The following is a 26,544-nucleotide window of genomic DNA, read 5'->3' on the forward strand; positions in this document are numbered from 1 at the left end:
GATGAGATTTCCCATTCCGCAAGGAAGTAAGATCCCTGAAAGATGATCAGGTTGATAGGTCTGAGGTGGAAGTGTGGCGACACATGGAGCTGACAGATACTAATCGATCGAGGACTTAACCACATTTTGAATGATGTCACATCTGTTATCTAGTTTTGAGAGAACACTCTCTAAAAGGCGGAAAAGCAAAGAAACTCCGCTAAGGGCTCTCATATCCTGTGAGAAACGCCCAGTACCTTCATCCTGAAGGCATTTGTTTGGTGGCGATAGCGAAGAGGTCACACCCGTTCCCATACCGAACACGGAAGTTAAGCTCTTCAGCGCCGATGGTAGTCGGGGGTTTCCCCCTGTGAGAGTAGGACGCCGCCAAGCAATTGCACGTTAGTGCAATTACGGAGGATTAGCTCAGCTGGGAGAGCATCTGCCTTACAAGCAGAGGGTCGGCGGTTCGAGCCCGTCATCCTCCACCATTTTAATTATACATACTCGGTTTTACATATATGCCGGTGTAGCTCAATTGGTAGAGCAACTGACTTGTAATCAGTAGGTTGGGGGTTCAAGTCCTCTTGCCGGCACCACTTTTATATGATATAATATTCAAGTCTCTTGTAAGAAGAGCCATTAGCTCAGTTGGTAGAGCATCTGACTTTTAATCAGAGGGTCGAAGGTTCGAGTCCTTCATGGCTCACCATTTACATGTTGCGGATGTGGCGGAATTGGCAGACGCGCTAGAATCAGGCTCTAGTGTCTTTACAGACGTGGGGGTTCAAGTCCCTTCATCCGCACCATTTCTGCGGAAGTAGTTCAGTGGTAGAACACCACCTTGCCAAGGTGGGGGTCGCGGGTTCGAATCCCGTCTTCCGCTCCAACTATACCATCCACGCCGGGGTGGTGGAATTGGCAGACACACAGGACTTAAAATCCTGCGGTAGGTGACTACCGTGCCGGTTCAAGTCCGGCCCTCGGCATTAAGTTTTGCGCCCGTAGCTCAATTGGATAGAGCGTTTGACTACGGATCAAAAGGTTAGGGGTTCGACTCCTCTCGGGCGCGCCATGATCTACATGAAATCGGGAAGTAGCTCAGCTTGGTAGAGCACATGGTTTGGGACCATGGGGTCGCAGGTTCGAATCCTGTCTTCCCGACCATTCTTGGGGCCTTAGCTCAGCTGGGAGAGCGCCTGCTTTGCACGCAGGAGGTCAGCGGTTCGATCCCGCTAGGCTCCACTTGATTTCAATAAATATTTGGCGGTGTAGCTCAGCTGGCTAGAGCGTACGGTTCATACCCGTGAGGTCGGGGGTTCGATCCCCTCCGCCGCTACCAATGGACCTTTAGCTCAGTTGGTTAGAGCAGACGGCTCATAACCGTCCGGTCGTAGGTTCGAGTCCTACAAGGTCCACCATTATACGGAGGAATACCCAAGTCTGGCTGAAGGGATCGGTCTTGAAAACCGACAGGGGTGTCAAAGCCCGCGGGGGTTCGAATCCCTCTTCCTCCGCCATATATATTCTTAATCATCGCGGGGTGGAGCAGTTCGGTAGCTCGTCGGGCTCATAACCCGAAGGTCGCAGGTTCAAATCCTGCCCCCGCAACCAAAATACATGAATGAAATAAGTAGTGCCCGAAGGGTGCAACCAAGAAAATTCACGTGTAAATTTTAAAATGGTCCGGTAGTTCAGTTGGTTAGAATGCCTGCCTGTCACGCAGGAGGTCGCGGGTTCGAGTCCCGTCCGGACCGCCATTTAAATACTTAGGCTCGGTAGCTCAGTTGGTAGAGCAACGGACTGAAAATCCGTGTGTCGGCGGTTCGATTCCGTCCCGAGCCACCATATATCAATATATATATTTTGGCGGTTGTGGCGAAGTGGTTAACGCACCAGATTGTGGCTCTGGCATTCGTGGGTTCGATTCCCATCAATCGCCCCAAATAAAAATTGCGGGTGTAGTTTAGTGGTAAAACCTCAGCCTTCCAAGCTGATGTCGTGGGTTCGATTCCCATCACCCGCTCCATTTCTATATTGTCATGGGCCTGTAGCTCAGCTGGTTAGAGCGCACGCCTGATAAGCGTGAGGTCGATGGTTCGAGTCCATTCAGGCCCACCATGATTTTTATATTCCACAGTAGCTCAGTGGTAGAGCTATCGGCTGTTAACCGATCGGTCGCAGGTTCGAATCCTGCCTGTGGAGCCAAATGGAGAAGTACTCAAGTGGCTGAAGAGGCGCCCCTGCTAAGGGTGTAGGTCGTGTAAGCGGCGCGAGGGTTCAAATCCCTCCTTCTCCGCCATATGATTACAAATATAAGTTCTCAAGCAACGGCCCGTTGGTCAAGCGGTTAAGACACCGCCCTTTCACGGCGGTAACACGGGTTCGAATCCCGTACGGGTCATCCAAAAACCTTGCATATCCTGCAAGGTTTTTTTATTTTTATAAATCATGATATGCCTTAGATTTCATACTTTATTCTACAAACAGACAACAAAAATCTTCATATATTTCGTTTTTCTTCGGAAAATGAAGTTAAATGTCAATAAGTATAAGCGCTTTCATGAAAGGGCTTTTTTTTATTTCTTCGAATAAATACTATAAGTGAAAACTATGATGTCAGAAAGGATGATTACATGGCCGCTGCCAGCCCGACAGCACATGATGTTTATCTTTTTCACGAAGGCAGTCTGTTTAAAAGCTATCAGCTGTTCGGCTCGCACTATCGCGAGCTGAATGGCCAAAGCGGATATGAATTTTGTGTGTGGGCGCCTCATGCGTCAGAAGTACGAGTGGCAGGGGATTTTAACAGCTGGTCAGGAGAGCAGCATGTGATGCACAGAGTGAACGATAACGGCATTTGGACGTTATTTATTCCAGGTTTGGGAGAAAAGGAACGATATAAGTATGAAATCGTGACTCATAGCGGTGAGATCAGGCTGAAGGCAGATCCATATGCTATTTATTCGGAAGTCAGGCCACATACAGCGTCACTTACTTACGATTTAGGTGATTACAGCTGGAAAGATCAATTATGGCAAAAGAAACAAAAGGCTAAGACGGTGTATGAGAAACCTGTTTTTATTTATGAGCTTCATTTCGGTTCGTGGAAGAAATATTCTGATGGCAGGCATTACTCCTATCAAGAATTAAGCCAGTCGCTTATTCCTTATATCAAAGAACATGGATTTACCCATATCGAACTGCTTCCGGTATATGAGCATCCTTATGACCGTTCCTGGGGGTACCAAGGAACGGGTTATTACAGCCCGACAAGCAGGTTTGGCACACCCCATGATTTGATGAAGTTTGTGGATGAATGCCATCAAGAAAACATCGGAGTCATTCTGGATTGGGTGCCCGGACATTTTTGTAAAGATGCACATGGCCTTTATATGTTTGATGGAGAGCCCCTTTATGAATATCAAGAAGAACGTGATCGGGAGAACTGGCTATGGGGCACGGCAAACTTTGACCTAGGAAAACCGGAAGTTCATAGTTTTTTAATTTCTAATGCGTTGTACTGGGCAGAATTCTATCATATAGATGGATTTAGGGTTGATGCAGTGGCTAACATCTTGTATTGGCCAAATCAGAATGAACGCCATACGAATCCATATGCTGTTGAATTTTTAAAAAAACTCAATCAAACCATGAGAGAGGCATATCCGCATGTCATGATGATTGCGGAAGATTCTACGGAATGGCCTCAAGTGACAGGTGCCGTTGAGGAAGGGGGGCTCGGTTTTCATTTTAAATGGAATATGGGCTGGATGAATGACGTACTGACATACATGGAGACGCCGCCAGAAGAAAGGCGGAATTGTCATCAGCTTATCTCTTTTTCATTACTGTATGCATTTAGTGAACATTTTGTATTGCCGTTTTCTCATGATGAAGTCGTATACGGAAAAAAATCACTTCTTAATAAAATGCCTGGCGACTATTGGCAGAAATTTGCCCAGTATCGGCTTTTGCTCGGATATATGACGGCTCATCCCGGAAAGAAATTGATCTTTATGGGTTCAGAATTTGCCCAATTTGATGAATGGAAAGACACAGAGCAGCTAGATTGGTTTTTGGACTCCTTCCCCATGCATCAGAAAGCCAGCGTTTTTACGCAAGATCTTCTCCGCTTTTATCAAAAAAGCAAAATCCTTTATGAAAATGACCATCGTGCCCAGTCGTTTGAATGGATTGATGTCCATAATAACGAACAATCAATCTTTTCTTTTATTCGTTATGGGAAAAGGCACGGTGAGGCGCTTGTCATCATTTGTAATTTTACACCCGCGGTCTATCATCAATATGATGTTGGTGTTCCTTTTCTAACCCAATACATCGAAGTGCTGAACAGCGACAGTGAAACATATGGAGGCTCAGGACAAATCAACAAAAAGCCGTTAGCGGCCAAAAAGGGAGCTCTTCATCATAAACCGTGTTATATCACGATGACCATCCCCCCTTACGGCATTTCAATTTTACGGGCGGTTAAAAAAAGAGGAGAGATAAAAAGATGAAAAAACAATGTGTAGCCATGCTCCTTGCCGGCGGGAAGGGCAGCCGTCTCAGCGGATTAACAAAACATATGGCAAAACCAGCTGTATCTTTCGGGGGAAAATACAGGATTATAGATTTTACGCTCAGCAACTGTTCCAATTCAGGCATAGACACAGTCGGGATTTTAACACAATATCAGCCGCTTGAGCTGAATTCCTATATTGGAATCGGCAGTGCATGGGACCTTGACAGATATAATGGCGGCGTGACGGTTTTACCCCCTTATGCCGAGTCATCCGAAGTCAAATGGTATAAAGGAACGGCAAGCGCCATTTATGAAAATCTCAATTATTTGAATCAGTATGATCCTGAGTATGTGCTGATTTTATCAGGAGATCACATCTACAAAATGGACTACGGCAAAATGCTCGATTTTCACATTGAAAAGAAAGCGGATGTCACCATCTCTGTCATCGAAGTGGGCTGGGAGGAAGCAAGCCGCTTTGGCATCATGAAGACCAATGCAGATGGGATGATCACGCATTTTGATGAAAAGCCCAAATTTCCTAAGAGCAATCTTGCCTCAATGGGAATTTATATATTCAATTGGCCGCTTTTGAAACAGTACCTTGAGATGGACGACCGGAACCCTTATTCAAGCCACGACTTCGGCAAAGACATTATTCCTCTGCTTTTAGAGGAAAAAAAGAAGCTTTCCGCATATCCGTTTAAAGGATATTGGAAGGATGTCGGCACAGTGCAGAGCTTGTGGGAAGCCAATATGGATTTATTAAAAGAGGACTCGGAGCTCAAGCTGTTTGAACGCAAGTGGAAAATTTACTCCGTCAATCCCAATCAGCCACCGCAATTTATTTCATCTGACGCACAGGTTCATGATTCGCTTGTGAACGAAGGATGTGTCGTGTATGGAAATGTGTCTCATTCCGTTCTTTTTCAAGGTGTTACTGTCGGCAAGCATTCGACTGTCAAATCGTCGGTCATTATGCCGGATGTGACGATTGGCGAGCATGTAGTGATTGAAAATGCCATCGTACCTAAGGGTCTGGTGCTTCCGGATGGCGCAGTGATTCGATCTGAAAAAGACATTCAGGAGGTGCTGCTCGTTTCAGAGGAATTTGTAGAAAAAGAATTAATTTAATACTGAAGAGGGGGCAAAGCCAGTGTTCAATAATCAAATGTTAGGTGTTATAGATGAAACCACATATAAGCATTCTCTTCAGGATTTAACGGCACAGCGGTCGCTTGGGGCGATCCCTTTTGCCGGCAGGTACCGTCTGATCGATTTTATGCTTTCCAACATGGTGAATGCGGATATTAGGAGCGTCGCGATTTTTCCGAAGTATCGCTATCGTTCGCTTATGGATCATCTTGGAGCAGGTAAGGAATGGGATTTGCATCGAAAAAAGGATGGCCTCTTTTTTTTCCCGTCTCCCCATCTTCACCAAGAATACGATGAATTCGGTTCCTTTCGCCAGTTTTCCGACCATCTTGATTACTTCCACAGAAGCACACAGCAATATGCCGTGATCTCCAACAGCCATACCGTATGCAACATTCAATTTCAATATGTGCTGAAACGCCATCAGGAGGTTGGCTGCGATGTCACCGAGGTATTTCAGGACGGCCAGTCGCTGCAAATCTATATCATGTCTACAGCGCTCTTAAAGGATCTGATCTACGGACATAGTGAAAAAGGCTATAAAACCATTCAGGAGGCTGTTGAAAAAGAATCATCCTCCTTGACCATTTGCCCTTATGAATATTCAGGTTATGCCGCTGTCATTGATTCGGTGGAAAAGTATTATACCCACAGTATGGAGCTCATTCAGCCTCGTTTTTGGCAGCAGGTGTTTTTGCCCCAGCAGCCGATCTATACAAAAGTGAAGGATGAGCCGCCGACGAAATACGGCAAGCACAGCACTGTCAAAAATTCCTTGGTGGCAAACGGATGTGTGCTTGAAGGAGAGGTTGAAAACTGCATTTTGTTCAGGGCGGTTCATGTCGGAAAGGGAACGAAGTTGAAAAACTGCATTGTTATGCAAAAAACGCAGATTGGCGAGGAGTGCCTGCTTGAGCAGGTCATTTCTGATAAGGACGTTAAAATCGGAAATGCGACTGAGGCTGCGGGAACAGCTGAGCAGCCGCTTGTATTAAGAAAAGGTTTGGTGCAAGGAGAGCTGATGAATTCTTGAAGGTATTATTTGCTGTATCAGAATGTACCCCGTTTGTTAAATCAGGAGGTCTTGCCGATGTAGCCGGCGCTCTGCCAAAGGCACTTGCGCGATTAGGCAATGAAGTAGCTGTGATGCTGCCGAAATACAGTCAAATACCTGAGCGTTGGAAAAAGCGCATGAGAAAAATGGCTAAGTGTACGGTAGCTGTTGGCTGGCGTCAGCAATATTGCGGAATTGAACATATGGCCGAAGATGATGTGAATTATTATTTCATCGACAATGAATATTATTTTAACAGGGATTCGTTGTACGGGCATTATGATGACGGTGAACGATTTGCCTTTTTTTCAAGAGCTGTACTGGAGGCCGTCGAAGCTGTGAATGTTCAAGCGGATATTGTTCATACTCACGACTGGCATACAGCGATGGTCAATTATTTGCTGAAAGAGGAATACAGAAAACATCCTTTTTATGAGCAGATGAAAAGTGTACTCACAATCCACAACCTGCAGTTTCAAGGCATATTTCCGCCTGATGTCACACATGACTTGCTGGGGCTTGAGATGGATCATTTTCATTATGAAAGGTTAGAATGCAACGGATTTGTTAATTTTATGAAGGCGGGCATCATTGCGGCTGATCATGTGACAACTGTAAGCCCTACTTACAGAAATGAAATATTGACGCCTTATTACGGTGAACAGCTGGAACAGGTTTTGCGATATAGGGAAAATGATGTAACCGGCATTTTAAATGGCATTGATGATTCCTTCTACCAGCCAAAAAGCGATCCTTATATAGAGGCGCATTACGATTCGGAGCATCTTGCAAACAAGGAAGAAAATAAAACGAAGCTTCAGCGGCGGATGGGGCTTCCGGAACGACACGATATTCCGCTGATCAGTATGGTGACAAGGCTGACTAAACAAAAGGGACTTGATCTTGTCCGCAGGATTATGCATGAACTTCTTGAGGAGCAGGACATACAGCTGATTGTGCTGGGTACAGGGGAACGCGAATTTGAAGATTATTTCCGGTATGCAGAATTTGCTTTTCATGAGAAGTGCCGAGCGTATATTGGGTTTGACGAGCCGCTTGCCCATCAAATTTATGCGGGCTCTGACTTGTTTTTGATGCCGTCGAAATTTGAGCCGTGCGGCTTGGGGCAGCTGATTGCTCTCCAATATGGCGCCATTCCGATTGTCAGAGAGACGGGCGGGCTTTATGACACAGTCCGTTCCTATCAGGAGGAAGAGGGAACCGGCAATGGCTTTACGTTCTCTGCCTTCAATGCGCATGATCTGAAATTTACGATTGAGAGGGCGCTGTCGTTTTATCGTCAAAAGGATGTATGGAAGGGCATCATGAATACCGCAATGAATGCAGATTACAGCTGGGAGCAGTCAGCCAAAGAGTATCAGCGCATTTTCGAGCATGTGACAAGGAGTGGACGGGATGTTCTCGAGTAAAGAACGCTTTGCAGCCTTATTTTTAAAGCGTCTGGAAATGACGTGCGGAAAAAGCTTTAAAGACTCTGCCAAGCTGGATCAATATAAAACGTTGGGCAATATGGTCAGAGAGTATATCAGCGCTGATTGGATCCAGACGAATGAAAAGAGCCGGTCCAATTCCGGGAAGCAGACATATTATTTGTCAATCGAATTTCTTCTCGGTCAGCTCCTTGAACAAAATTTAATGAATCTTGGCGTTCGTGATGTTGTAGAAGCAGGCTTGAAGGATATCGGCATCAATTTAGAGGAGATCGTTCAGATGGAGAGCGATGCAGGTCTCGGCAATGGCGGGCTTGGTCGCTTGGCCGCTTGCTTTTTAGATTCTCTGGCTTCGTTGAACTTGCCGGGGCACGGGATGGGCATTCGTTATAAGCATGGCTTGTTTGAACAAAAAATTGTAGACGGGCATCAAGTGGAGCTGCCTGAGCAATGGCTGAAAAACGGGAATGTATGGGAAGTAAGAAATGTGGATCAGGCAGTTGATGTGCCGTTTTGGGGCGAGGTGCATATGACAGAAAAAAACGGGCGTCTGCATTTTCGCCACGAACAAGCTACAATTGTTTCCGCTGTTCCTTATGATATCCCGATCATCGGCTATGAAACGGGCACTGTTAATACGTTACGGCTTTGGAACGCCGAGCCTTCTGCGCATTATCATGGCGGCAATATTTTGTCTTATAAGCGGGAAACAGAAGCTGTTTCTGAATTTTTATATCCTGATGACACCCATGACGAGGGAAAAATTTTGCGGCTGAAGCAGCAATATTTTTTAGTATGCGCAAGCTTAAAAAGCATTGTGAACAATTACCGAAAAACAAATAAATCTTTATCCGGCCTGCATAAAAAAGTAAGCATCCATATTAATGACACCCATCCTGCGCTTGCGGTGCCTGAGCTGATGCGGATTTTACTCGATGAAGAGAACATGAGCTGGGAAGAGGCCTGGCATATTACCGTACATACGATTTCTTATACAAATCATACGACATTGTCAGAAGCGCTTGAGAAATGGCCGATTCATTTGTTTAAGCCGCTGCTCCCGCGAATGTATATGATTATTGAAGAGATCAATGAAAGGTTTTGCCGAGCGGTTTGGGAAAAGTATCCCGGAGACTGGAAAAGAATAGAGGCCATGGCGATTACGGCGCATGGTGTCGTCAAAATGGCTCATCTGGCTATAGTGGGCAGCTACAGTGTAAACGGCGTTGCCAAAATTCATTCTGATATTTTAAAGGAAAGGGAGATGCACGATTTTCATTTGCTGTTCCCGAGTCGTTTTAACAATAAGACGAATGGAATTGCCCACAGGCGCTGGCTGCTAAAAGCGAATCCCGGCTTGTCTGCCATCATTACAGAGGCGATCGGCAATGAATGGGTGAAACAGCCGGAATCCCTTATCGGATTAGAATCGTACGCCTCTGATCCCGCTTTTATCGAGCAGTTTCAAAACAACAAAAGCAGGAAAAAACAAGAGCTTGCCGATTTGATTTTTTGCACGGCCGGGGTGGTTGTGAATCCTGACAGCATATTCGACGTACAGGTAAAACGGCTTCATGCATACAAACGGCAGCTGCTGAATGTTCTTCATATTATGTATTTGTATAACCGGCTCAAGGAGGACTCGGGATTTTCAATCTATCCGCAAACCTTTATTTTCGGGGCAAAGGCTTCACCAAGCTATCATTATGCCAAGAAAATCATTAAGCTGATCCATTCTGTCTCAGAAAAGGTCAACTATGATCCGGCAGTCAAACAGCTGATTAAGATTGTTTTTTTGGAAAATTACAGAGTTTCTATGGCTGAGCGTATTTTTCCGGCTTCAGATGTGAGTGAACAAATTTCAACCGCAAGCAAAGAAGCGTCTGGTACAGGAAATATGAAGTTTATGATGAACGGCGCTTTGACAATCGGCACGCATGACGGCGCAAATATTGAGATTCTTGAGCGGGTGGGGCCTGATTGCATTTATACATTCGGTTTAAAGGCGGATGACGTTCTATCGTATCAGGAAAACGGCGGCTATAGATCGAGGGAATATTATCAGCATGACCGCAGAATCAGACAGGTGGTCGATCAGCTGATCAACGGTTTTTTTGAAGGGGAAGCAGATGAATTTGAATCGATCTATGACTCGCTGCTTCCGCATAATGATGAGTATTTTGTGCTGAAGGATTTCAGCTCATATGCAGATGCGCAGGAGCGTATTCAAGCTGATTATCGCGATCGGCGGAAATGGTCTGAGCGTTCGGTTTTAAACATTGCCCATTCTGGTTATTTCTCCAGCGACCGCACGATCCGGGAATATGCGAAAGACATTTGGGGCATCCGGCCGATGATGTGAAAAAGCCGTTGTATAAGCGGCTTTTTTTTGTTCACAGATTCATTGAATAGATTGTAAAGGATAAGAATGTCGCAAATGCACTCCATAAAAAATAAGGTAAAAGAAGATAGCTTGCGGCTCTGCTGTATTTTTTCGCTGCGATCATTAATATGAGTGCTGTGATCGCGACAAGCAGGCAGTCAATTGATGCAGCCAGAAAATTCTTTTGCGTAAATTGAAAATAGCTGAATGCCTGATTAAGCACATAATTAAGCAAAAGCATAAGCCAAAAGCTTTTCGCATCTTTAAATGAAAACGCGGCATACACAATGGCAGCTGAAAGGGAGATCAGGGCAAACAGGATGGCCCAAATGATGCCGATCGCAGATCCGGGTGGCGTCCAGTCCGGTTTTTTCAGTGAATTGTACCATTCTTGGTCAATTGGAAACAGGTAGTCTGCGGCTGAAAACAGCGCATATGTAATCACAAAAACCGCTATGGCGCCGACAATCTTCTTCATGTTTGTAACCTCCGTATGTATTTATTTTACATTTGCACTTACCCTTTATCTTATAAAGATCAAACCCCGATATGCAGAAAACGTAAAAGAACCCCCAATAATCGGGGGTTCAATCAGCGTGGAGATCGCCGAATGTTGTCATGATTCCCTCTTCATCGAGTTCTTCCTCATAACGCTCATGGGCTCTGCTTTGATAAACTGTAATTTCTTTTCCTGTGATATCAGTAGCGATGAAATTTTCGTATGACTCCGTATTGCCGATATTTTCTTCGGCATTCATCGTCATATCATCATAGCTGAGCGGCGGGTTTTCCATATCCTGCGGTGTTGATGAGTTTCCGTATTTTTCAACGTCCTGGTAGGAATCTTCACTGTCATAAGGCGCTCTGATTTCTTCATCATCGTCAAATTCAAATTGCCCGAAAGGTGTTTCTTCTTCGATCGGACGGTCTTTGGAAACGACATCCTGTGACGAATACTCTGCGAGCGTCGTGGCCGTCGGAAGCGCTTCAAGACGTTCGTAAGGGATTTCCTTTCCGCTGACTTCACAAATACCGTACGTACCGTTTTCTATCGCCTTCAATGAATGCTCAATGTCCCGGAGATGCTCTCGCTCATGCAAGTCGAGAGCGATGTCTTTTTCACGCTCGTAAAGCTCTGTCGCCTGATCGCCGGGATGGTTGTCGTAAGCGGAAAGCTCACCCCACGAATCATAAGGAAAGGCTGAGTTAAGCTGAAAATGGTCATTGTCTTTGAAACGGTTTAAGATATCTTTTTTCGTTTGTTCCAGTTCATTTTTTAAATGCTGCAGCTGGTCTTTTGTAAGCAATGTGATCGCCTCGTTTCTCTGTGATGCATACCCTTAGTATGAACAGATCGCCTGAGAACTTTCATAAATGGCGCGTGGAGGAATATAGGAGATTTTCCTTATATGGTAAGCGGATACAACCTTTGCTATCAGTGGAGAAAGAAAATTAAGGTTTGTTTCTTTTTCATTTCTGAAATTAGGTTTATAATAGGTAAGGCAGGCCATTTGGACTGCATGATCTGTGTGTTTGACACAAAGGAGACACAGGTGTATGGTATTAAAAGCATTTTAAGGATTATGGAGGAATGTCTCATGGTGACAACGGTGCAGCGTACGTTCCGAAAGGAAGTTCTACATGCATTACATAAAGCCAAAGAAGTCAACCATGCTGTCTTAATAAGCTATTCGAGACAAATCGAGTCTCTTGACCCTCTATCATTTTTCAATTACGGAGCAAAAAAATATACAGGCAATCGATTTTTTTGGTCAGATCCTGAAAGTGAATTGACAATAGTCGGTCTTGGCAAAGAAGCAGTTTTCCAGACAAGTCAAAAAAACAGCGAGCGGTATCGCGAGGTTTTTGAACAATGGGAGCGCTTTAAAAAGACGGCTTTTCATATTTATGAAGAAGAAAAGCTGCAGCATTCTGCAGTGGGACCTGTGTTATTCGGAGGATTTTCTTTTGACCCTTGCGAAGAAAGAGGTACACAATGGGACCATTTCTCGGAAGGGGATTTCTTTGTGCCTGCGCTTATGCTGACGATGACTGCTGAAGGCCCATTCTTAACAGTCAACAGATGGGTAAGCGAAGAAGAAGATGCAGAAGCTGTTTTGGAAGGCTTAAAAGCTTTTGCAGCGGAATTTATGGTTCCAGTTTTAGAGCAAGGAGATCAGGCTGCGGTTGCAGCATCTCAAGAGCTGGATAAGGATGATTGGCTGAAAGCAATCGAAACGGCAACAAGCCAAATTAAAGAGAAACAATATGATAAAGTGGTTCTTGCCCGAGAGCTGCTGCTCACGTTTGACGGCCCGGTCCAAATTGAACCGGTGCTTAAAACGCTTTTGAACGATCAGCAGACAAGCTATGTTTTTGCAATCGAACAGGAAGGCCAAACCTTTGTCGGCGCGTCTCCAGAACGACTGATCAAAAGAGACGGCAGCACTGTTATGTCTTCTTGTCTGGCAGGCTCCATTAAACGCGGCGCGGATGAAGAAGAAGACCGCCGGATAGGCCTTGAATTATTAAACGATGAGAAAAATCTGCTGGAGCATGATATTGTTGTAGGCATGATCCATAACGCTTTCATATCAAGCTGTTCGGAGGTTGAAAAGCCTGACGGACCTGCATTGTACAAAACGAAAAGCGTCCAGCACTTATATACGCCGATTGTCGGACAGCTTCGTGAGTCTGCTTCGCTTTTTGACTTAATTGAGAAACTGCATCCCACACCTGCGCTTGGGGGGGCACCTCAGAAAAAAGCTGTAGAAGTGATCAGAGAGATCGAACCGATGTCCCGCGGCTGGTATGCGGCTCCTATCGGCTGGATTGACAGCCAGGATAACGGGGAATTCGCAGTGGCCATCCGTTCAGGGCTGATCGAAGGCAGCACAGCAAGGCTGTTTGCCGGGTGCGGTATTGTGGAAGACTCAGACCCGCACTCGGAATATGAGGAAACGCAGATTAAATTGAAGCCGATGATCTCTGCATTAGGAGGTGAGAGGCGTTGACAGCTAACCCGATTACTCATTACATCGGAAGTTTTATGGATGAATTCGCCCTTTCCGGAATTACGGACGCCGTCGTTTGTCCGGGCTCAAGATCCACACCGCTGGCTATTCTTGCAGCCGCGCATCCTGATATCAGCGTCCATGTCCAAATTGATGAAAGATCTGCCGGGTTTTTTGCTTTAGGGCTGGCAAAAGCGAAGCAGCGTCCCGTGCTTTTGATCTGCACATCAGGAACAGCCGCGGCCAACTTTTATCCGGCTGTGATTGAAGCCCATTATTCAAGAGTGCCAATTATTGTGTTAACTGCTGATCGGCCTCACGAGCTGCGCGAAGTAGGCGCACCGCAGGCTATTAATCAGCACTTCTTATTCGGTAACTTTGTTAAGTTTTTCACAGACTCTGCTCTTCCTGAAGAGTCTCCGCATATGCTGAGATATATCCGAACGCTGGCCAGCCGCGCCGCTGGCGAAGCACAAAAGCGCCCTATGGGACCTGTGCATGTGAATGTGCCGCTGCGCGAACCGCTGATGCCGGATCTTTCAGCTGAGCCGTTTGAAAGAATGAGAACAGGTTGTCACGTGTCTGTGAAAACGGGAACGCAGTCTGTTGACCGGGAATCCCTGTCCGATGTGGCTGTGATGCTGACAGAGGCTGAAAAAGGAATGATCGTCTGCGGAGAGCTCCATAGTGATACGGATAAGGAAAACATTATTGCACTGTCAAAGGCGCTTCAATATCCGATTTTAGCGGACCCGCTGTCTAATCTGCGGAACGGCGCCCATGATAAAAGCACTGTCATTGATGCGTACGATTCATTTTTAAAAGATGATGAGCTGAAGGCGAAACTGCGTCCGGATGTTGTCATCCGCTTTGGTCCGATGCCTGTTTCAAAACCGGTTTTCTTATGGCTTAAGGATGATCCGGCGATTCAGCAGATTGTGATTGACGAGGATGGAGGGTGGAGAGACCCGACACAGGCAAGCTCGCATATGATTCACTGCAACGCGTCTGCTTTTGCTGAAGCGATCATTGATGACCTTGCTGACATCACCAGGTCATCAGAATGGATGGAAAAGTGGCAGTTTGTCAATGGGCGGTTCCGTGAGCATTTGCAAACAATCAGCAGTGAAGAGGTTTCGTTTGAAGGTAATCTCTATCGGATCCTTCAGTATCTTGTGCCCGAAAACAGCTCGCTGTTTGTCGGCAATAGCATGCCGATCAGGGATGTTGATACGTTTTTTGAAAAGCAGGAACGCGATTTCCGAATTTATTCAAACCGGGGCGCAAACGGCATAGATGGTGTCGTCTCCTCTGCCATGGGGGTATGTGAAGGGACAAAAGCGCCTGTAACCCTCGTGATTGGAGATTTATCTTTTTATCACGATTTAAACGGACTGCTGGCTGCTAAAAAGCTGGGCATTCCTCTTACTGTGATTCTCGTGAATAATGACGGCGGAGGGATTTTCTCATTTTTGCCGCAGTCATCTGAGAAGGCACACTTTGAAGATTTGTTCGGCACGCCGACAGGGCTCGATTTCAAGCATGCGGCTGCACTATACGACGGTACGTATTCATGCCCGGCTTCATGGGATGAATTCAAAGCAGCTTACGCGCCGCAGGCAGACAAGCCCGGACTCCATTTGATAGAAATCAAAACGGATCGACAATCAAGAGTCCAGCTTCATCGCGATATGCTGAAGGAGGCTGTGCGGGAAGTGAAAAAACAATGGGAACTGTAAACTTAACGGTTTCAGACGGTGTCCGATATGCTGTGACAGACGAGCGGCCGAATGCTTCCGAAGCCATCGTCTGTCTGCACGGGTTTACCGGCAGCAAACAATCATGGAATTTTCTTGATCGGATGCTGCCTGATTCCCGTTTGATCAAAATTGATTGTTTAGGGCATGGTGAAACCGATGCCCCTCTGAATGGGAAAAGATACAGCACAAGCCGGCAAGTTTCTGACCTTGCCGAGATTTTTGATCAATTAAAACTTCACAAAGTGAAATTGATTGGGTATTCTATGGGAGGAAGGCTTGTTTATTCTTTTGCGATGACATATCCCGAACGGGTATCGGCACTTGTACTTGAAAGCACAACGCCGGGGCTCAAAACGCTTGAGGAGCGGCGGGAACGAATTATGCGGGACCGAAAGCTTGCAGATTTTATTTTGCGCAACGGCATCAAAGCTTTTGTGCAGTATTGGGAGGGCATCCCTTTGTTTTCATCCCAGCAGCGGCTGGCTGAAGATATTCGGCACAGGATACGGTCGGGCCGTCTGCGAAACAATAAGATTGGGCTTGCGAACAGTTTAACCGGTATTGGCACCGGCTCACAGCCTTCCTGGTGGAGCCGTGTTGACGAAATTGCGGTGCCTGTGCTTCTGATCTGCGGGGAGTGGGACGAAAAGTTTTGTGCCATCAATCAAGAGGTGCATAAGAAGCTTCCATCTAGTAGAATAGAGATTGTTCCAAACGCTGGCCATACGGTCCATGTGGAACAGCCGCGATTTTTTGGTAAAATAGTGAGTGAGTTTTTAACAAGCATCTGATTCACTCACATAGAGAATAAAAGGAGGTCATCATATGGCTGCAGAATGGAAAACAAAACGGACATACGATGAAATATTGTATGAAACGTATAATGGTATTGCAAAAATAACAATCAATCGCCCCGAGGTACATAACGCGTTTACCCCTAAAACGGTTGCTGAAATGATTGATGCGTTTGCTGACGCGAGAGACGATCAAAACGTCGGGGTTATCGTGCTTGCAGGTGCCGGAGACAAAGCATTTTGTTCTGGCGGAGACCAAAAAGTGCGCGGCCACGGCGGATATGTAGGAGACGACCAAATTCCGCGTCTAAACGTACTGGATCTTCAGCGTTTAATCCGCGTCATTCCGAAACCAGTTGTTGCGATGGTTTCCGGATATGCGATCGGCGGAGGCCACGTGCTTCACATCGTATGTGACTTGACAATCGCTGCCGACAACGCGATTTTCGGACAAACAGGCCCTAAAGTGGGAAGCTTTGACGCTGGTTACGGTTCTGGCTACCTGGCTCGAATCGTTGGACACAAAAAAGCTCGTGAAATCTGGTACCTGTGCCGTCAGTACAACGCGCAGGAAGCACTGGACATGGGTCTTGTCAACACAGTCGTTCCTTTGGAACAACTTGAAGAAGAAACGATTAAATGGTGTGAAGAAATGCTTGAAAAAAGCCCGACCGCACTTCGTTTTCTTAAAGCTGCGTTTAACGCGGATACGGACGGACTTGCTGGAATTCAGCAGTTTGCAGGGGATGCTACCCTTCTTTACTACACAACAGATGAAGCAAAAGAAGGCCGTGATTCCTTTAAGGAAAAACGCAAACCTGATTTCGGACAGTTCCCTCGTTTCCCGTGATCAGCAATACTTAGTAAACAAACAGCTTGAGACTTTGCGGTCCAAGCTGTTTTCTTTTCAATACAGACATTTTACCTCGGAGATGATGACATGCTGACAGAACAGCCCAACTGGCTCATGCAACGGGCACAGCTGACACCTGAGAGAATCGCTCTCATCTATGGAGACCAAACCGTGACATTTGCAGACTTGTTTGCTGCGTCTAAGCAAATGGCGGAGCAGCTTGCTGCTCATTCGGTTCGGAAAGGGGACACTGCGGCTATTTTGCTCCAAAACCGTACAGAAATGGTTTACGCCGTTCACGCTTGTTTTTTGCTCGGTGTTAAGGTGGTGCTTCTGAATACGAAGCTGTCAACACATGAAAGGCTGTTTCAGCTGGAGGATTCCGGCGCCCGCTTTTTACTGACAGATTCAAGCTTTGACAAGCAAGATTATGAGCACACCCTTCAAACTATTGATGTGGACGAACTTGCCCAAGTAGACGCAAAGGAAATTACGATCGAGGATTATATGCAATTGGATAAAACGGCAACGCTGATGTATACGTCGGGTACGACAGGCAAGCCCAAGGGAGTTCAGCAAACGTTTGGAAACCATTATTTCAGTGCGGTGTCATCCGCGCTTAATTTGGGTATAACAGAACAAGACCGCTGGCTTATCGCATTGCCGCTCTTCCACATCAGCGGATTGTCCGCGTTATTTAAATCTGTGATCTACGGAATGACTGTCGTGCTTCACCATCGCTTTTCCGTAAGCGATGTGCTGGATTCTATCAACAGGCATCAAGTGACAATGATATCTGCGGTGCAGACAATGCTGGCCAGTCTTTTGGAAGAAACAAGCCGCTGCCCTGAAACCATCAGATGCATCCTGCTCGGCGGAGGCCCTGCACCGCTACCGTTGCTTGAGGAATGCCGTGAGAAAGGATTCCCTGTCTTTCAGTCCTATGGAATGACAGAGACATGCTCACAAATCGTCACCCTGTCGCCGGAATTCAGTATGGAAAAGCTCGGATCTGCGGGGAAACCGCTGTTTTCATGCGAAATTAAAATAGAGCGGGACGGACAGGCATGTGAACCGTTTGAACACGGTGAAATCATGGTCAAAGGCCCGAATGTCATGAAAAGCTATTTTAACCGGGAGAGCGCAAACGAAGCTTCCTTTCAAAATGGCTGGCTGAAAACAGGTGATCTTGGGTATTTAGACAGCGACGGCTTTTTATATGTATTAGACAGACGTTCAGATCTGATCATATCAGGCGGAGAAAACATTTATCCGGCTGAAGTGGAGTCAGTGCTGCTTTCACATCCCGCTGTGGCCGAAGCCGGTGTTTCAGGTGCTGAGGACAAAAAATGGGGGAAGGTGCCCCACGCCTATCTTGTCCTTCACAAGCCTGTGAGCGCAGAAGAATTGACCGCCTACTGCAAAGAACGCTTGGCGAAATATAAAATTCCGGCGAAATTCTTTATACTTGACAGCCTGCCGCGCAATGCGTCTAATAAGCTCTTGCGAAATCAGCTGAAGGATGCGCGTAAAGGAGAACTGCTATGATCGAAATAGAGAAAATTACGCTTTACCACTTAAGCATGAATTTAAAGAAACCGTTCAAAAACAGTATTGAAACGCTTCAAGAGCGTAAATTTCTAATCGTGGAAGCCATTGATACATCCGGTGTCACAGGCTGGGGAGAAGTATCTGCGTTCTCTTCGCCTTGGTACACCGAAGAAACCATTGGAACATGTTTGCACATGCTAAAGGATTTTTTTATTCCCAATGTTGTCGGACGTGAATTTAAGCACCCTTCCGAAGTGCCGGACAGCCTGGCGCGCTTCAAAGGAAACCGGATGGCAAAAGCAGGACTTGAATCGGCTGTCTGGGATATCTATGCGAAAAAGAAGGGCATTTCCCTTGCCGAGGCATTGGGCGGGATAAGAGATAAAGTTCCTGCCGGGGTAGTTGTCGGCCTGGCACCTCTTGACGATATGCTGAAGGAAATCGAGAGCTATCAAAAAGAAGGATATCAAAGAATAAAAATTAAAATTCAGCCTGGGCAGGATGTGGAATTAGTCAAGGCCATCCGCAGCCGGTTCCCAAACATCCCGCTTATGGCCGATGCCAATTCCTCATACGAGCTGAAGGATATCAGCCGTTTAAAGGAGCTTGATGAGTACCATTTAATGATGATTGAGCAGCCTCTTCAAGCTGATGACATCGTTGATCACCGCCACTTGCAGAAACATTTGAAAACGGCCATTTGCCTTGATGAAAGCATTTGTTCGGCTGATGATGCGAGACGGGCGATTGAGCTCGGAAGCTGCAAAATCATTAATATTAAGCCTTCCCGTGTCGGCGGCTTAACAGAAGCCTTAAAAATTCATGATTTATGCAGAGAGCACCATATGCAGGTTTGGTGCGGCGGAATGCTGGAAACTGGCATTTCCAGAGCACAGAACGTGGCGCTAGCTTCACTGCCGCAATTCACAATACCTGGTGATATTTCTTCATCCTCACGTTATTGGGATGAGGATATTGTGACCCCTGATATCCGTATTGATAATGGATTTATTTCTGTGTCAAAACAGCCTGGTTTAGGGGTTGAGGTGAACCAGGACATTATGCGAAAATATGTGACCAAAATGGATGTTTTCACGCAACATGGATAAGAAAAAAGTATTTTGCCATTTTGAAAGAATGTCAGTGTGCTGTTATAGTAAAAGCGTTCGTTGAATACATCCCTTCTCGTTTGGACCGGCTGCTAACCCAGCCGGTTTTTTTGTGAAAATTGTCCTTGACAAAAGTGGGCAAACGCGATAATTTTGCACTAAGGAAACTTTTTGTCCTATCTAAATAAAATATGCTTTTGGCTAATTTAATGTCACATGTCTAAGAAATGAAAACATAAGATAATATAATCGGACATTGATGGCAATGAGGAGTGTGAAAATGAAACAGGGACTGATGGCAGCGGTGCTTTTGACCTGCTTTGCTCTAACGGGATGCGGTACGGATTCAGCCGGAAAAAGCGCTGATCAACAGTTACAGGTAACGGCAACAACATCCCAAATTGCCGATGCAGCCGAAAACATTGGAGAAAAGCATGTAAAAGTCACCTCTTTAATGGGGCCGGGAGTCGATCCGCATCTTTACAAAGCTTCACAGGGTGACACGAAAAAACTAATGTCAGCCGATGTTGTTCTGTACAGCGGATTGCATCTGGAGGGAAAAATGGAGGACGTTCTCCAAAAAATCGGCGAACAAAAACAAGCAGCGGCAGTCGCTGAGGCTATACCGAAAAACAAGCTCATTTCTGCAGGAGAAGGCAAGACGTTTGATCCGCACGTTTGGTTCAGTATTCCGTTATGGATCTATGCAGTGGATGAAATCGAAGCGCAATTCAGCAAAGCGATGCCTGAGCACGCGGATGATTTTAAGAAAAATGCCAAAGAGTACAAAGAAGATTTGCAATATTTAGATAAGTGGTCGCGCCAGGAGATCGAGAATATTCCGGAGAAAAGCCGTGTGCTTGTCACTGCTCACGATGCCTTTGCCTACTTTGGGAAAGAGTATGGATTTCAGGTGAAAGGCCTGCAGGGGCTCAGCACAGATTCGGATTACGGATTAAAGGATGTTCAGGAACTGGTCGATCTCCTGACAGAAAAACAAATAAAAGCTGTTTTTGTAGAAAGTAGCGTATCTGAAAAATCAATCAATGCAGTGGCAGAAGGGGCTAAAGAAAAAGGCCATACAGTCACAATCGGCGGTCAGCTTTATTCGGATGCCATGGGTGAAAAGGGCACAAAAGAAGGCACTTACGAAGGAATGTTCCGCCACAATATCAACACGATTACCAAAGCGCTTAAATAAAGAAAAGAGGTGATGGATATGTTCCCTGTTGAGCTCGATAATGTAACGGTCGCTTATCATAAAAAGCCTGTTCTGCAGGAAATTTCACTGCAGGTGCCGGAAGGAAAACTGATTGGCATTATCGGTCCAAACGGCGCGGGAAAATCAACCTTGATCAAAACCATTCTCGGTCTTGTGCCCCGCGCTTCAGGAGACATCTCTATTTACGGCAAAGACTATAAGGATCAGCGGACAAGAATCGGATACGTTCCGCAGCGCGGCTCGGTTGACTGGGACTTCCCCACAAGCGCGCTCGATGTTGTGCTGATGGGGAGATACGGCCGCATCGGCTTATTAAAAAGGCCAAAAAAGGCTGATGTGGAGATGGCGAAAGCCGCTTTAGAAAAAGTCGGGATGCTTGATTACGCGAAAAGGCAGATCAGCCAGCTGTCAGGCGGACAGCAGCAGCGTGTGTTTCTTGCCAGGGCGCTCTGCCAGGATGCCGACGTTTATTTTATGGATGAACCGTTTGCCGGCGTTGATGCAGCGACGGAGCGGGCGATTATGACGCTTTTGGCAGAACTCAAAGAAAAAGGGAAAACAGTGCTTGTCGTCCACCATGACCTGCAGACCGCCGAGGATTATTTCGATTGGATCCTACTGCTTCATCTAAGAAAAATCGCTTTCGGACCGGCGGAAAACGTTTTTACGATCGAAAACCTGCAAAAAACGTATGGAGGAAAGCTGACGTTTCTAAAAGATAAAGTGCTGGCAGAAGGACAGAAGGGGTGAGCGCATTGTTTGAAAGTTTGTGGCTGCAGCTCCAGCATCCAAATACACAGTGGGTGCTTGCGGGTACGCTTTTGCTCGGGGCGGCAAGCGGTGTTTTGGGCAGCTTTGTGCTGCTGAGAAAGCAAAGTTTAATCGGCGATGCGATGGCTCATTCAGCTCTGCCGGGCGTGTGTCTCGCTTTTCTGTTCACCGGGCAAAAATCACTGCCTTTCTTTTTGCTGGGGGCAGCGCTTGCAGGTTTGCTTGGAACTTGGTGTATTCAGCTGATTCCGCGGCTTTCAAAAACAAAAGAGGACTCGGCGATCGGGATTGTTCTCTCTGTGTTCTTTGGCGTCGGAATCATACTGCTGACATATATTCAGCAGCAGGGGGCGGGAAGCCAAAGCGGGCTTGATTCTTTTTTATTCGGCCAGGCCGCTTCATTGATCAGACAGGATATCATTCTGATTGCAGGAATATCCGCTGTTTTATTGCTTCTTTGTATTGTTTTCTTTAAGGAGTTTACATTGATCACTTTCGATCTCGCGTTTGCAAAGGGGTTGGGAATGCCGGTTCGTTTTTTAAACGGGCTTTTGGCTTGCCTTATCGTCTGTGCTGTCGTCATCGGGCTTCAGACAGTTGGTGTGATATTAATGGCGGCTATGCTGATTACGCCTGCCATAGCTGCAAGGTATTGGACCGAGCGGTTAACCGGAATGATGGTCATTGCCGGGATCACAGGCGGTGTAAGCGGCGTGGCCGGAACCTTGCTGAGCACGACGATGAAGGGCATGGCGACAGGGCCGTTAATGATCTTATCAGCAACAATGATCTTTCTATTTTCAATGATTTGCGCGCCTAAGCGTGGATTGGCAGCAAAAGCAATAAGGCTGATAAGGCTGCGGCGGAAAACAAGCCGAGAGCAGGTGCTGCTGACGATTTATGAGCAGTATGAAAAGAAGGATCTTTATGTAACGGCTGAAGGTGTAAGAAAGAAAAGGCGGATATCCCCTGCATTATGTCTTAAGGTATTGAATGACTTGGAAAAAGAGAGGTGCATCGTGCGTATCGAAAACGGGGTTTGGCAAATGACACGCACTGGGATAGAAAAAGGCTATCACATCGCTTTGAAGCAACGGATGTATGAAGTGTACCTCATGCATGAAATGGAGCTTGCGAATATAGAATTCGATCAGGATCATTTTGTCCCGGATCGTTTGCCTGAGGAAACGAGAGAGCGGCTTTTTTCACTCTTAAAGCTGTATGGACGGATGCCTGAGCTTCGAAAGGCGCCCGCTGATGCCGAGAAGGGACAGATCGCAAATGAGTTTTGAAGCATGGATTATAGCTACTGGTGTACTAGTCGGTGTGAGCTGTGGGCTGATCGGCACATTCTTGGTGTTGAGAAGAATGGCAATGCTGGCCGACGCGATCAGCCATACTGTGTTGCTTGGCATCGTCGGTGCTTTTCTTGTGACAGGAAGTCTTGACGGGATTCCTATGTTTATCGGCGCGGCTGTATCTGGACTGTTAACGGCATTTTTGGTTCAGCTTCTCCACAGCAAGGGGGTTCAATCAGATGCCGCCATAGGCGTTGTTTTTACATCCTTATTTGCAGTCGGCGTCATTTTGCTATCTGTGTATGGAGCGAATGTCCATCTTGATATTGAGCACTCGTTAATGGGAGAAATCGCTTTTGTGCCGTGGAATACGATTACGGTATTCGGAGTTGACATCGGGCCGAAAGCGTTTTGGATGCTGGCATCTGTTCTGGTTTTAAATGTATTGTTGATCAGTGTGTGCTATAAGGAGTTCAAAATCGCTTCGTTTGATCCGCAAATGGCTTTAGCTCTGGGAATACCGGTTTTGCTGATTCATTATGTGCAAATGGGCATGCTGTCGCTGACGACCGTTGCTTCCTTTGATTCGGTGGGTGCTGTATTGGTTGTGGCCATGCTGATTGTCCCGCCTGCTGCAGCTCATTTGCTGACTGACCGGCTGCTTTATATGCTGATCCTCAGCGCGGTGATTGGAGGGCTTTCAGCGGTCATGGGCTATTTCTTCGCAACGTGGCTTAATGTTTCGATTTCCGGAGCGATGGCGGCCATGACAGGTGTATGTTATACAGGTGCCTTATTGTTTTCACCTGCAAACGGGGTCATGACAAAAAAACTGAGAACATTGAACATGCGAAAAGAAAGAGCTGGCTGAGGCAGCTCTTTCTTTTGATTACAAATCATGCGGCTTAAACGTTTTGCAGTCCGTTTCCCGGCTGTTTTCAGCCGTTTCACCAGTATGGCTGACAACATAAATGGCATCAGCGGTGCATTTGTTCCCTTTGTCCCAATAAGAACAGTTGTTGACTTCGCATAGAATTTTCTGCTCCATGCCATCCCCTCCTTATCAAGGTTCTGCCTTAGTATAGCCGGCGGGTTTGTCCTCTATTCCTCCTGACGGATATACCGCTTATCTCGCATAAACATTTTCCAGAAGAAAAAGAAGCCCGGAAAGAGGATGATAAATGCAACAATATACGTCGCAAACAGCGCTCTGAACGTTGCTGGTTCTGTGAAGCCCGACATAACTGTCACATCAGGATAAATCATATAAGGGAGATGCGCCCGCCCGTACGCGTAGCTTGCCAGAAAATACTGTATCGCAATCGCGACAAGTGCAAGCCGCGGCTTTCCGATGTTTTGGCCAAAGCTCTTGTTAGGCAGAAAAAGAGCAATTCCAGCAATGACAAATGTAATGAACGATGCAATAATCCAAGAGAAATCATTCATCATGCCGCTATACAGCCAGTTTGCTTCATTCCGCATTGTCAGCATAATGCATACAGCAAACAGGAGTGAAATAGGGCCGGTAATCAAGGCGCTTCTTCTGTAAGCGCGGTAGGCATCCTGTTCCTCCGCCACATTTGAAAAATCAGCAAGCAGCAGTGAGGATAAAAATAAAGTGCTTAAAATCGCAAACCCGATAAATGAATAGGCGTTCGGGCTTGAAAAGATTTTAGACATATTTAAGTTATAGATTCCGTCCGTTTTTTCTATAAACCCTCCGTGCGTCACAGGAAGCACCAAAATTAAAATAGCAGGGATGATAAAGCCGGAGATGCCGGAAATATATCTTAGCAATTTTCGTTCTTTCGCTGTGTTTGAAAAAACGAGAAACCCGCTTCGGATCGCTAAAAGCAGTAAAATCATGCTTCCGGGAATTAATAAAACGGTCCCGAGCACAAATGTCGCGCCCGGAAAAAAGCTGAAAAGCGCCACAACGATGGCCACGATGAAGACATTTGTTACCTCCCAAGTCGGGGACAGAAAGCGGTTCGCGATGTCGGTGGCCTTCATGTGCTCTTTGTTTAAATAGATCATAGACCAAAATCCCGCTCCAAAATCCATTGTCGCCATAACGGCGTAGATAAACACAAAACCCCAAATAATTGAGATGGCGATCAGAGCGTCAGTTGAAATGTCCATTTATCGATCTTCCTTCCATTTGGTTTCCTGTTTGCGGAGCCATTACGACTCCGCTGTATTTAAATCTTCGTCAACCGGGTGTTTGCGGAAATAGTACAGCAGCACGTAGACGACAGCAGCGCCCAACACGGCGTAAACGAATGTGAAAAATAAGAAGAGCACCCCGATCGAGCCAGTCGTCGTCACAACATCCGACGTTTTCAGGAGATGATAGATGACCCAAGGCTGCCTCCCTGTACAGGCGAAAATCCAGCCAAATTCAATGCCGATGATGCTAAAAGGGCCTGCCGTCATAAAAATGACCAAAAGCCACGTTGGGAAACGGTCTTTCTTGAGCACCTTTCTCCAGACCACACCGATAATGGAATAAAGGATGAGCAGCATTCCTACTCCGACCATCGCATTAAAAAGCGTGTGAATAAACAGCGGCGGCCATTCGTCTCTCGGAAATGCATTTAATCCTTTTACAACAGTGTCAAAGCGGTTCGCTGCTAAAAAGCTTAACGCCCATGGAATCTCGATAGCCCATTTTACTTTTTCTTCATTCGGGTCGGTAAAACCGCCGATAGCAAGAGGGGCGTGAGACCTTGTTTCAAACAAGCCTTCCGCGCCGGCTAATTTTTCGGGCTGATATTCATAAAGCATCTGTGCAGATTCGTGTCCATTCAAAGCGGTCAGCAATGAAAAAATACCGCCGATCGTCAGTGCGAGCAAAAGGGCTTTCCGGTGAAAGCGATAGACCTTTTCCTTTTTCCTCGACCGGATCATTTTATATGCAGCCACAGAAGCCACGATAAAAGCTCCCGTCATAAACGCGGATAAAACGACATGGCCGGCAGTGATAAAAAAGCTTGGGTTGAAGAACGCAGCCCACGGATCAACATCTGTAATTTTTCCGTTTGAAATTTTAAAACCGGCCGGCGTTCCTTCAAAGGCGTGAACATTCGTAATCAGAACAGCGGACGCTGCAGCGCCGACTAATACAAAGAAAACAGCAACAATCCTCATAGCCGGTGACAAACGGTCTGCGGCATATACATAAATCGACATGAAAAGGGCTTCAACAAAAAAAGCATAGATCTCAATTTGAAACGGCAGAGACATGACCCGGCCGATGACTTCCATAAATCCCGGCCATAAAAGCGCGAGCTGAGTGCCCGCAATCGTCCCGGTTGGTATGGCGACCCCCAGCAAAACGGCTTGCGCTTTCGTCCATCTTTTCGCCATGATCGCATAATGGTCATCTTTCGTTTTTTGATAGATCAATTCCGCCACTAAAATCATCAGCGGCAGACCGACTCCAAGCGTTGCAAAAATGATATGAAAGCCCATTGTCGTGCCAAAAAGGCTTCTAGCCAAAACTAAATCATCCACAATCGTAAACCACCTTTCTAAAAAGACGTTCTGTATGTATTTTGGGTTTATTATTTGCTTCCTCGGTTAGATTATTCTTCCTATTCTTAAATGCCGTGAGGTTTACGAT

At 46.2% G+C, this 26,544-nt stretch carries 20 protein-coding genes, 21 tRNA genes and 2 rRNA genes; 38 read left to right on the top strand and 5 right to left on the bottom strand.

What is annotated here, in order from left to right:
* From LWH95_RS15310 to glgP, 28 genes are all read left to right on the top strand, one after another.
* A 23S ribosomal RNA gene (locus LWH95_RS15310) occupies nucleotides 1-123 on the top strand; the annotation flags it as partial.
* Between the two features lie 133 nt (nucleotides 124-256).
* A 5S ribosomal RNA gene (gene rrf, locus LWH95_RS15315) occupies nucleotides 257-372 on the top strand.
* A 22-nt stretch (nucleotides 373-394) separates the two neighbouring features.
* Nucleotides 395-470, top strand: a tRNA-Val gene (locus LWH95_RS15320).
* A gap of 32 nt (nucleotides 471-502) precedes the next feature.
* A tRNA-Thr gene (locus tag LWH95_RS15325) sits at nucleotides 503-578 on the top strand.
* 37 nt (nucleotides 579-615) lie between these two features.
* A tRNA-Lys gene (locus LWH95_RS15330) sits at nucleotides 616-691 on the top strand.
* 10 nt (nucleotides 692-701) lie between these two features.
* Nucleotides 702-788 (top strand) — tRNA-Leu (locus tag LWH95_RS15335).
* 5 nt (nucleotides 789-793) lie between these two features.
* Nucleotides 794-868, top strand: a tRNA-Gly gene (locus LWH95_RS15340).
* A gap of 14 nt (nucleotides 869-882) precedes the next feature.
* A tRNA-Leu gene (locus LWH95_RS15345) sits at nucleotides 883-968 on the top strand.
* 9 nt (nucleotides 969-977) lie between these two features.
* A tRNA-Arg gene (locus tag LWH95_RS15350) sits at nucleotides 978-1,054 on the top strand.
* Nucleotides 1,055-1,069: 15 nt separating this feature from the next.
* Nucleotides 1,070-1,146, top strand: a tRNA-Pro gene (locus LWH95_RS15355).
* Between the two features lie 5 nt (nucleotides 1,147-1,151).
* Nucleotides 1,152-1,224: transfer RNA gene (locus LWH95_RS15360), tRNA-Ala, on the top strand.
* A gap of 20 nt (nucleotides 1,225-1,244) precedes the next feature.
* Nucleotides 1,245-1,321: transfer RNA gene (locus LWH95_RS15365), tRNA-Met, on the top strand.
* A gap of 2 nt (nucleotides 1,322-1,323) precedes the next feature.
* A tRNA-Ile gene (locus LWH95_RS15370) sits at nucleotides 1,324-1,400 on the top strand.
* A 6-nt stretch (nucleotides 1,401-1,406) separates the two neighbouring features.
* Nucleotides 1,407-1,499: transfer RNA gene (locus LWH95_RS15375), tRNA-Ser, on the top strand.
* A gap of 17 nt (nucleotides 1,500-1,516) precedes the next feature.
* Nucleotides 1,517-1,593, top strand: a tRNA-Met gene (locus tag LWH95_RS15380).
* Between the two features lie 69 nt (nucleotides 1,594-1,662).
* Nucleotides 1,663-1,739: transfer RNA gene (locus LWH95_RS15385), tRNA-Asp, on the top strand.
* 12 nt (nucleotides 1,740-1,751) lie between these two features.
* Nucleotides 1,752-1,827: transfer RNA gene (locus tag LWH95_RS15390), tRNA-Phe, on the top strand.
* Nucleotides 1,828-1,848: 21 nt separating this feature from the next.
* Nucleotides 1,849-1,924: transfer RNA gene (locus LWH95_RS15395), tRNA-His, on the top strand.
* Between the two features lie 10 nt (nucleotides 1,925-1,934).
* Nucleotides 1,935-2,008, top strand: a tRNA-Gly gene (locus tag LWH95_RS15400).
* 15 nt (nucleotides 2,009-2,023) lie between these two features.
* Nucleotides 2,024-2,100, top strand: a tRNA-Ile gene (locus LWH95_RS15405).
* A 12-nt stretch (nucleotides 2,101-2,112) separates the two neighbouring features.
* A tRNA-Asn gene (locus tag LWH95_RS15410) sits at nucleotides 2,113-2,187 on the top strand.
* A gap of 3 nt (nucleotides 2,188-2,190) precedes the next feature.
* Nucleotides 2,191-2,281: transfer RNA gene (locus LWH95_RS15415), tRNA-Ser, on the top strand.
* A 30-nt stretch (nucleotides 2,282-2,311) separates the two neighbouring features.
* A tRNA-Glu gene (locus LWH95_RS15420) sits at nucleotides 2,312-2,383 on the top strand.
* Between the two features lie 232 nt (nucleotides 2,384-2,615).
* A complete protein-coding gene (glgB, locus tag LWH95_RS15425; protein ID WP_232919922.1) occupies nucleotides 2,616-4,499 on the top strand; it encodes a 1,4-alpha-glucan branching enzyme in 1,884 nt (627 codons plus the stop codon).
* Entirely contained in the window at nucleotides 4,496-5,638 is a 1,143-nt protein-coding gene (locus LWH95_RS15430; RefSeq protein ID WP_084992788.1) for a glucose-1-phosphate adenylyltransferase, read from the top strand. Before glgB ends, LWH95_RS15430 begins: the two co-directional genes overlap by 4 nt.
* 22 nt (nucleotides 5,639-5,660) lie before the next feature.
* The gene (gene glgD, locus LWH95_RS15435; protein WP_080429054.1) at nucleotides 5,661-6,692 is read left to right on the top strand and encodes a glucose-1-phosphate adenylyltransferase subunit GlgD; all 1,032 of its coding nucleotides are present in this window, start codon (nucleotides 5,661-5,663) and stop codon (nucleotides 6,690-6,692) included.
* The gene (gene glgA / locus LWH95_RS15440; RefSeq protein WP_232919923.1) at nucleotides 6,689-8,143 is read left to right on the top strand and encodes a glycogen synthase GlgA; all 1,455 of its coding nucleotides are present in this window, start codon (nucleotides 6,689-6,691) and stop codon (nucleotides 8,141-8,143) included. Before glgD ends, glgA begins: the two co-directional genes overlap by 4 nt.
* The gene (gene glgP, locus LWH95_RS15445; protein WP_232919924.1) at nucleotides 8,130-10,526 is read left to right on the top strand and encodes a glycogen phosphorylase GlgP; all 2,397 of its coding nucleotides are present in this window, start codon (nucleotides 8,130-8,132) and stop codon (nucleotides 10,524-10,526) included. The genes glgA and glgP overlap by 14 nt, the downstream gene beginning before the upstream one ends.
* A 31-nt stretch (nucleotides 10,527-10,557) precedes the next feature.
* On the opposite strand, the gene LWH95_RS15450 is transcribed toward glgP, so the two are convergent.
* Together LWH95_RS15450 and LWH95_RS15455 are read right to left on the bottom strand one after the other, a co-directional pair.
* Nucleotides 10,558-11,025 carry a TspO/MBR family protein gene (locus LWH95_RS15450; RefSeq protein WP_232919925.1) on the bottom strand — a complete coding sequence of 156 codons (468 nt, stop codon included), beginning with the start codon at nucleotides 11,023-11,025 and terminating at the stop codon, nucleotides 10,558-10,560.
* A 109-nt stretch (nucleotides 11,026-11,134) separates the two neighbouring features.
* Complete coding sequence (locus LWH95_RS15455) at nucleotides 11,135-11,854, bottom strand: yteA family sporulation protein (RefSeq protein ID WP_003238073.1); 720 nt, start codon at nucleotides 11,852-11,854, stop codon at nucleotides 11,135-11,137.
* A 291-nt stretch (nucleotides 11,855-12,145) separates the two neighbouring features.
* On the opposite strand from LWH95_RS15455, the gene LWH95_RS15460 reads away from it, so the two are divergent.
* The 10 genes from LWH95_RS15460 (at nucleotide 12,146) to mntD (ending at nucleotide 23,790) form a co-directional block, all read left to right on the top strand.
* On the top strand, nucleotides 12,146-13,561 hold the full coding sequence (locus LWH95_RS15460) for an isochorismate synthase (protein WP_232919926.1): 1,416 nt from the start codon (nucleotides 12,146-12,148) through the stop codon (nucleotides 13,559-13,561).
* Nucleotides 13,558-15,300 (top strand): 2-succinyl-5-enolpyruvyl-6-hydroxy-3-cyclohexene-1-carboxylic-acid synthase, encoded by a 1,743-nt coding sequence (menD, locus tag LWH95_RS15465; RefSeq protein WP_232919927.1) that lies wholly within the window; start codon nucleotides 13,558-13,560, stop codon nucleotides 15,298-15,300. The genes LWH95_RS15460 and menD overlap by 4 nt, the downstream gene beginning before the upstream one ends.
* Nucleotides 15,288-16,112 (top strand): 2-succinyl-6-hydroxy-2,4-cyclohexadiene-1-carboxylate synthase, encoded by an 825-nt coding sequence (menH, locus tag LWH95_RS15470; protein WP_084992799.1) that lies wholly within the window; start codon nucleotides 15,288-15,290, stop codon nucleotides 16,110-16,112. Before menD ends, menH begins: the two co-directional genes overlap by 13 nt.
* Before the next feature lie 34 nt (nucleotides 16,113-16,146).
* Entirely contained in the window at nucleotides 16,147-16,965 is an 819-nt protein-coding gene (gene menB / locus LWH95_RS15475) for a 1,4-dihydroxy-2-naphthoyl-CoA synthase (RefSeq protein ID WP_003219322.1), read from the top strand.
* A 90-nt stretch (nucleotides 16,966-17,055) separates the two neighbouring features.
* The gene (locus LWH95_RS15480) at nucleotides 17,056-18,516 is read left to right on the top strand and encodes an o-succinylbenzoate--CoA ligase (protein WP_232919928.1); all 1,461 of its coding nucleotides are present in this window, start codon (nucleotides 17,056-17,058) and stop codon (nucleotides 18,514-18,516) included.
* On the top strand, nucleotides 18,513-19,628 hold the full coding sequence (gene menC, locus LWH95_RS15485) for an o-succinylbenzoate synthase (RefSeq protein ID WP_060399346.1): 1,116 nt from the start codon (nucleotides 18,513-18,515) through the stop codon (nucleotides 19,626-19,628). Before LWH95_RS15480 ends, menC begins: the two co-directional genes overlap by 4 nt.
* A gap of 280 nt (nucleotides 19,629-19,908) precedes the next feature.
* A complete protein-coding gene (gene mntA / locus LWH95_RS15490) occupies nucleotides 19,909-20,829 on the top strand; it encodes a manganese ABC transporter substrate-binding protein/adhesin MntA (RefSeq protein WP_232919929.1) in 921 nt (306 codons plus the stop codon).
* Between the two features lie 18 nt (nucleotides 20,830-20,847).
* Nucleotides 20,848-21,600, top strand: coding sequence for a manganese ABC transporter ATP-binding protein MntB (gene mntB, locus LWH95_RS15495; protein ID WP_133486349.1), 753 nt, complete (start codon nucleotides 20,848-20,850; stop codon nucleotides 21,598-21,600).
* A gap of 5 nt (nucleotides 21,601-21,605) precedes the next feature.
* Nucleotides 21,606-22,913, top strand: a complete 1,308-nt coding sequence (locus LWH95_RS15500; protein WP_133486351.1) for a metal ABC transporter permease — start codon at nucleotides 21,606-21,608, stop codon at nucleotides 22,911-22,913.
* Nucleotides 22,903-23,790: a manganese ABC transporter permease MntD gene (gene mntD, locus LWH95_RS15505; RefSeq protein WP_032731946.1), complete on the top strand. Its 888-nt coding sequence runs from the start codon at nucleotides 22,903-22,905 to the stop codon at nucleotides 23,788-23,790. The genes LWH95_RS15500 and mntD overlap by 11 nt, the downstream gene beginning before the upstream one ends.
* 18 nt (nucleotides 23,791-23,808) lie before the next feature.
* On the opposite strand, the gene LWH95_RS15510 is transcribed toward mntD, so the two are convergent.
* Genes LWH95_RS15510 through LWH95_RS15520 form a run of 3 tightly spaced genes read right to left on the bottom strand, consistent with a single transcriptional unit; the run spans nucleotide 23,809 to nucleotide 26,435 of the window.
* Nucleotides 23,809-23,967 carry a DUF1540 domain-containing protein gene (locus LWH95_RS15510; protein WP_003238057.1) on the bottom strand — a complete coding sequence of 53 codons (159 nt, stop codon included), beginning with the start codon at nucleotides 23,965-23,967 and terminating at the stop codon, nucleotides 23,809-23,811.
* 53 nt (nucleotides 23,968-24,020) lie between these two features.
* Nucleotides 24,021-25,061, bottom strand: coding sequence for a cytochrome d ubiquinol oxidase subunit II (locus tag LWH95_RS15515; protein ID WP_148982215.1), 1,041 nt, complete (start codon nucleotides 25,059-25,061; stop codon nucleotides 24,021-24,023).
* A 42-nt stretch (nucleotides 25,062-25,103) separates the two neighbouring features.
* Nucleotides 25,104-26,435, bottom strand: coding sequence for a cytochrome ubiquinol oxidase subunit I (locus LWH95_RS15520; RefSeq protein ID WP_019259268.1), 1,332 nt, complete (start codon nucleotides 26,433-26,435; stop codon nucleotides 25,104-25,106).
* Between the last annotated feature and the right edge of the window lie 109 nt (nucleotides 26,436-26,544).

Source organism: Bacillus sp. G16, assembly GCF_021282335.1.
GTDB classification, from domain to species: domain Bacteria; phylum Bacillota; class Bacilli; order Bacillales; family Bacillaceae; genus Bacillus; species Bacillus inaquosorum.

Bases quoted from the DNA above. Each gene is read 5' to 3' on its own strand.
- LWH95_RS15480 (WP_232919928.1), top strand. From the start codon at position 17,056: ATGCTGACAGAACAGCCCAACTGGCTCATGCAACGGGCACAGCTGACA.
- menC (WP_060399346.1), top strand. From the start codon at position 18,513: ATGATCGAAATAGAGAAAATTACGCTTTACCACTTAAGCATGAATTTA.
- mntB (WP_133486349.1), top strand. From the start codon at position 20,848: ATGTTCCCTGTTGAGCTCGATAATGTAACGGTCGCTTATCATAAAAAG.
- mntA (WP_232919929.1), top strand. From the start codon at position 19,909: ATGAAACAGGGACTGATGGCAGCGGTGCTTTTGACCTGCTTTGCTCTA.
- mntD (WP_032731946.1), top strand. From the start codon at position 22,903: ATGAGTTTTGAAGCATGGATTATAGCTACTGGTGTACTAGTCGGTGTG.
- LWH95_RS15450 (WP_232919925.1), bottom strand. From the start codon at position 11,025: ATGAAGAAGATTGTCGGCGCCATAGCGGTTTTTGTGATTACATATGCG.
- glgB (WP_232919922.1), top strand. From the start codon at position 2,616: ATGGCCGCTGCCAGCCCGACAGCACATGATGTTTATCTTTTTCACGAA.
- glgP (WP_232919924.1), top strand. From the start codon at position 8,130: ATGTTCTCGAGTAAAGAACGCTTTGCAGCCTTATTTTTAAAGCGTCTG.
- LWH95_RS15515 (WP_148982215.1), bottom strand. From the start codon at position 25,061: ATGGACATTTCAACTGACGCTCTGATCGCCATCTCAATTATTTGGGGT.
- LWH95_RS15430 (WP_084992788.1), top strand. From the start codon at position 4,496: ATGAAAAAACAATGTGTAGCCATGCTCCTTGCCGGCGGGAAGGGCAGC.
- LWH95_RS15460 (WP_232919926.1), top strand. From the start codon at position 12,146: ATGGTGACAACGGTGCAGCGTACGTTCCGAAAGGAAGTTCTACATGCA.
- LWH95_RS15510 (WP_003238057.1), bottom strand. From the start codon at position 23,967: ATGGAGCAGAAAATTCTATGCGAAGTCAACAACTGTTCTTATTGGGAC.
- menB (WP_003219322.1), top strand. From the start codon at position 16,147: ATGGCTGCAGAATGGAAAACAAAACGGACATACGATGAAATATTGTAT.
- menH (WP_084992799.1), top strand. From the start codon at position 15,288: ATGGGAACTGTAAACTTAACGGTTTCAGACGGTGTCCGATATGCTGTG.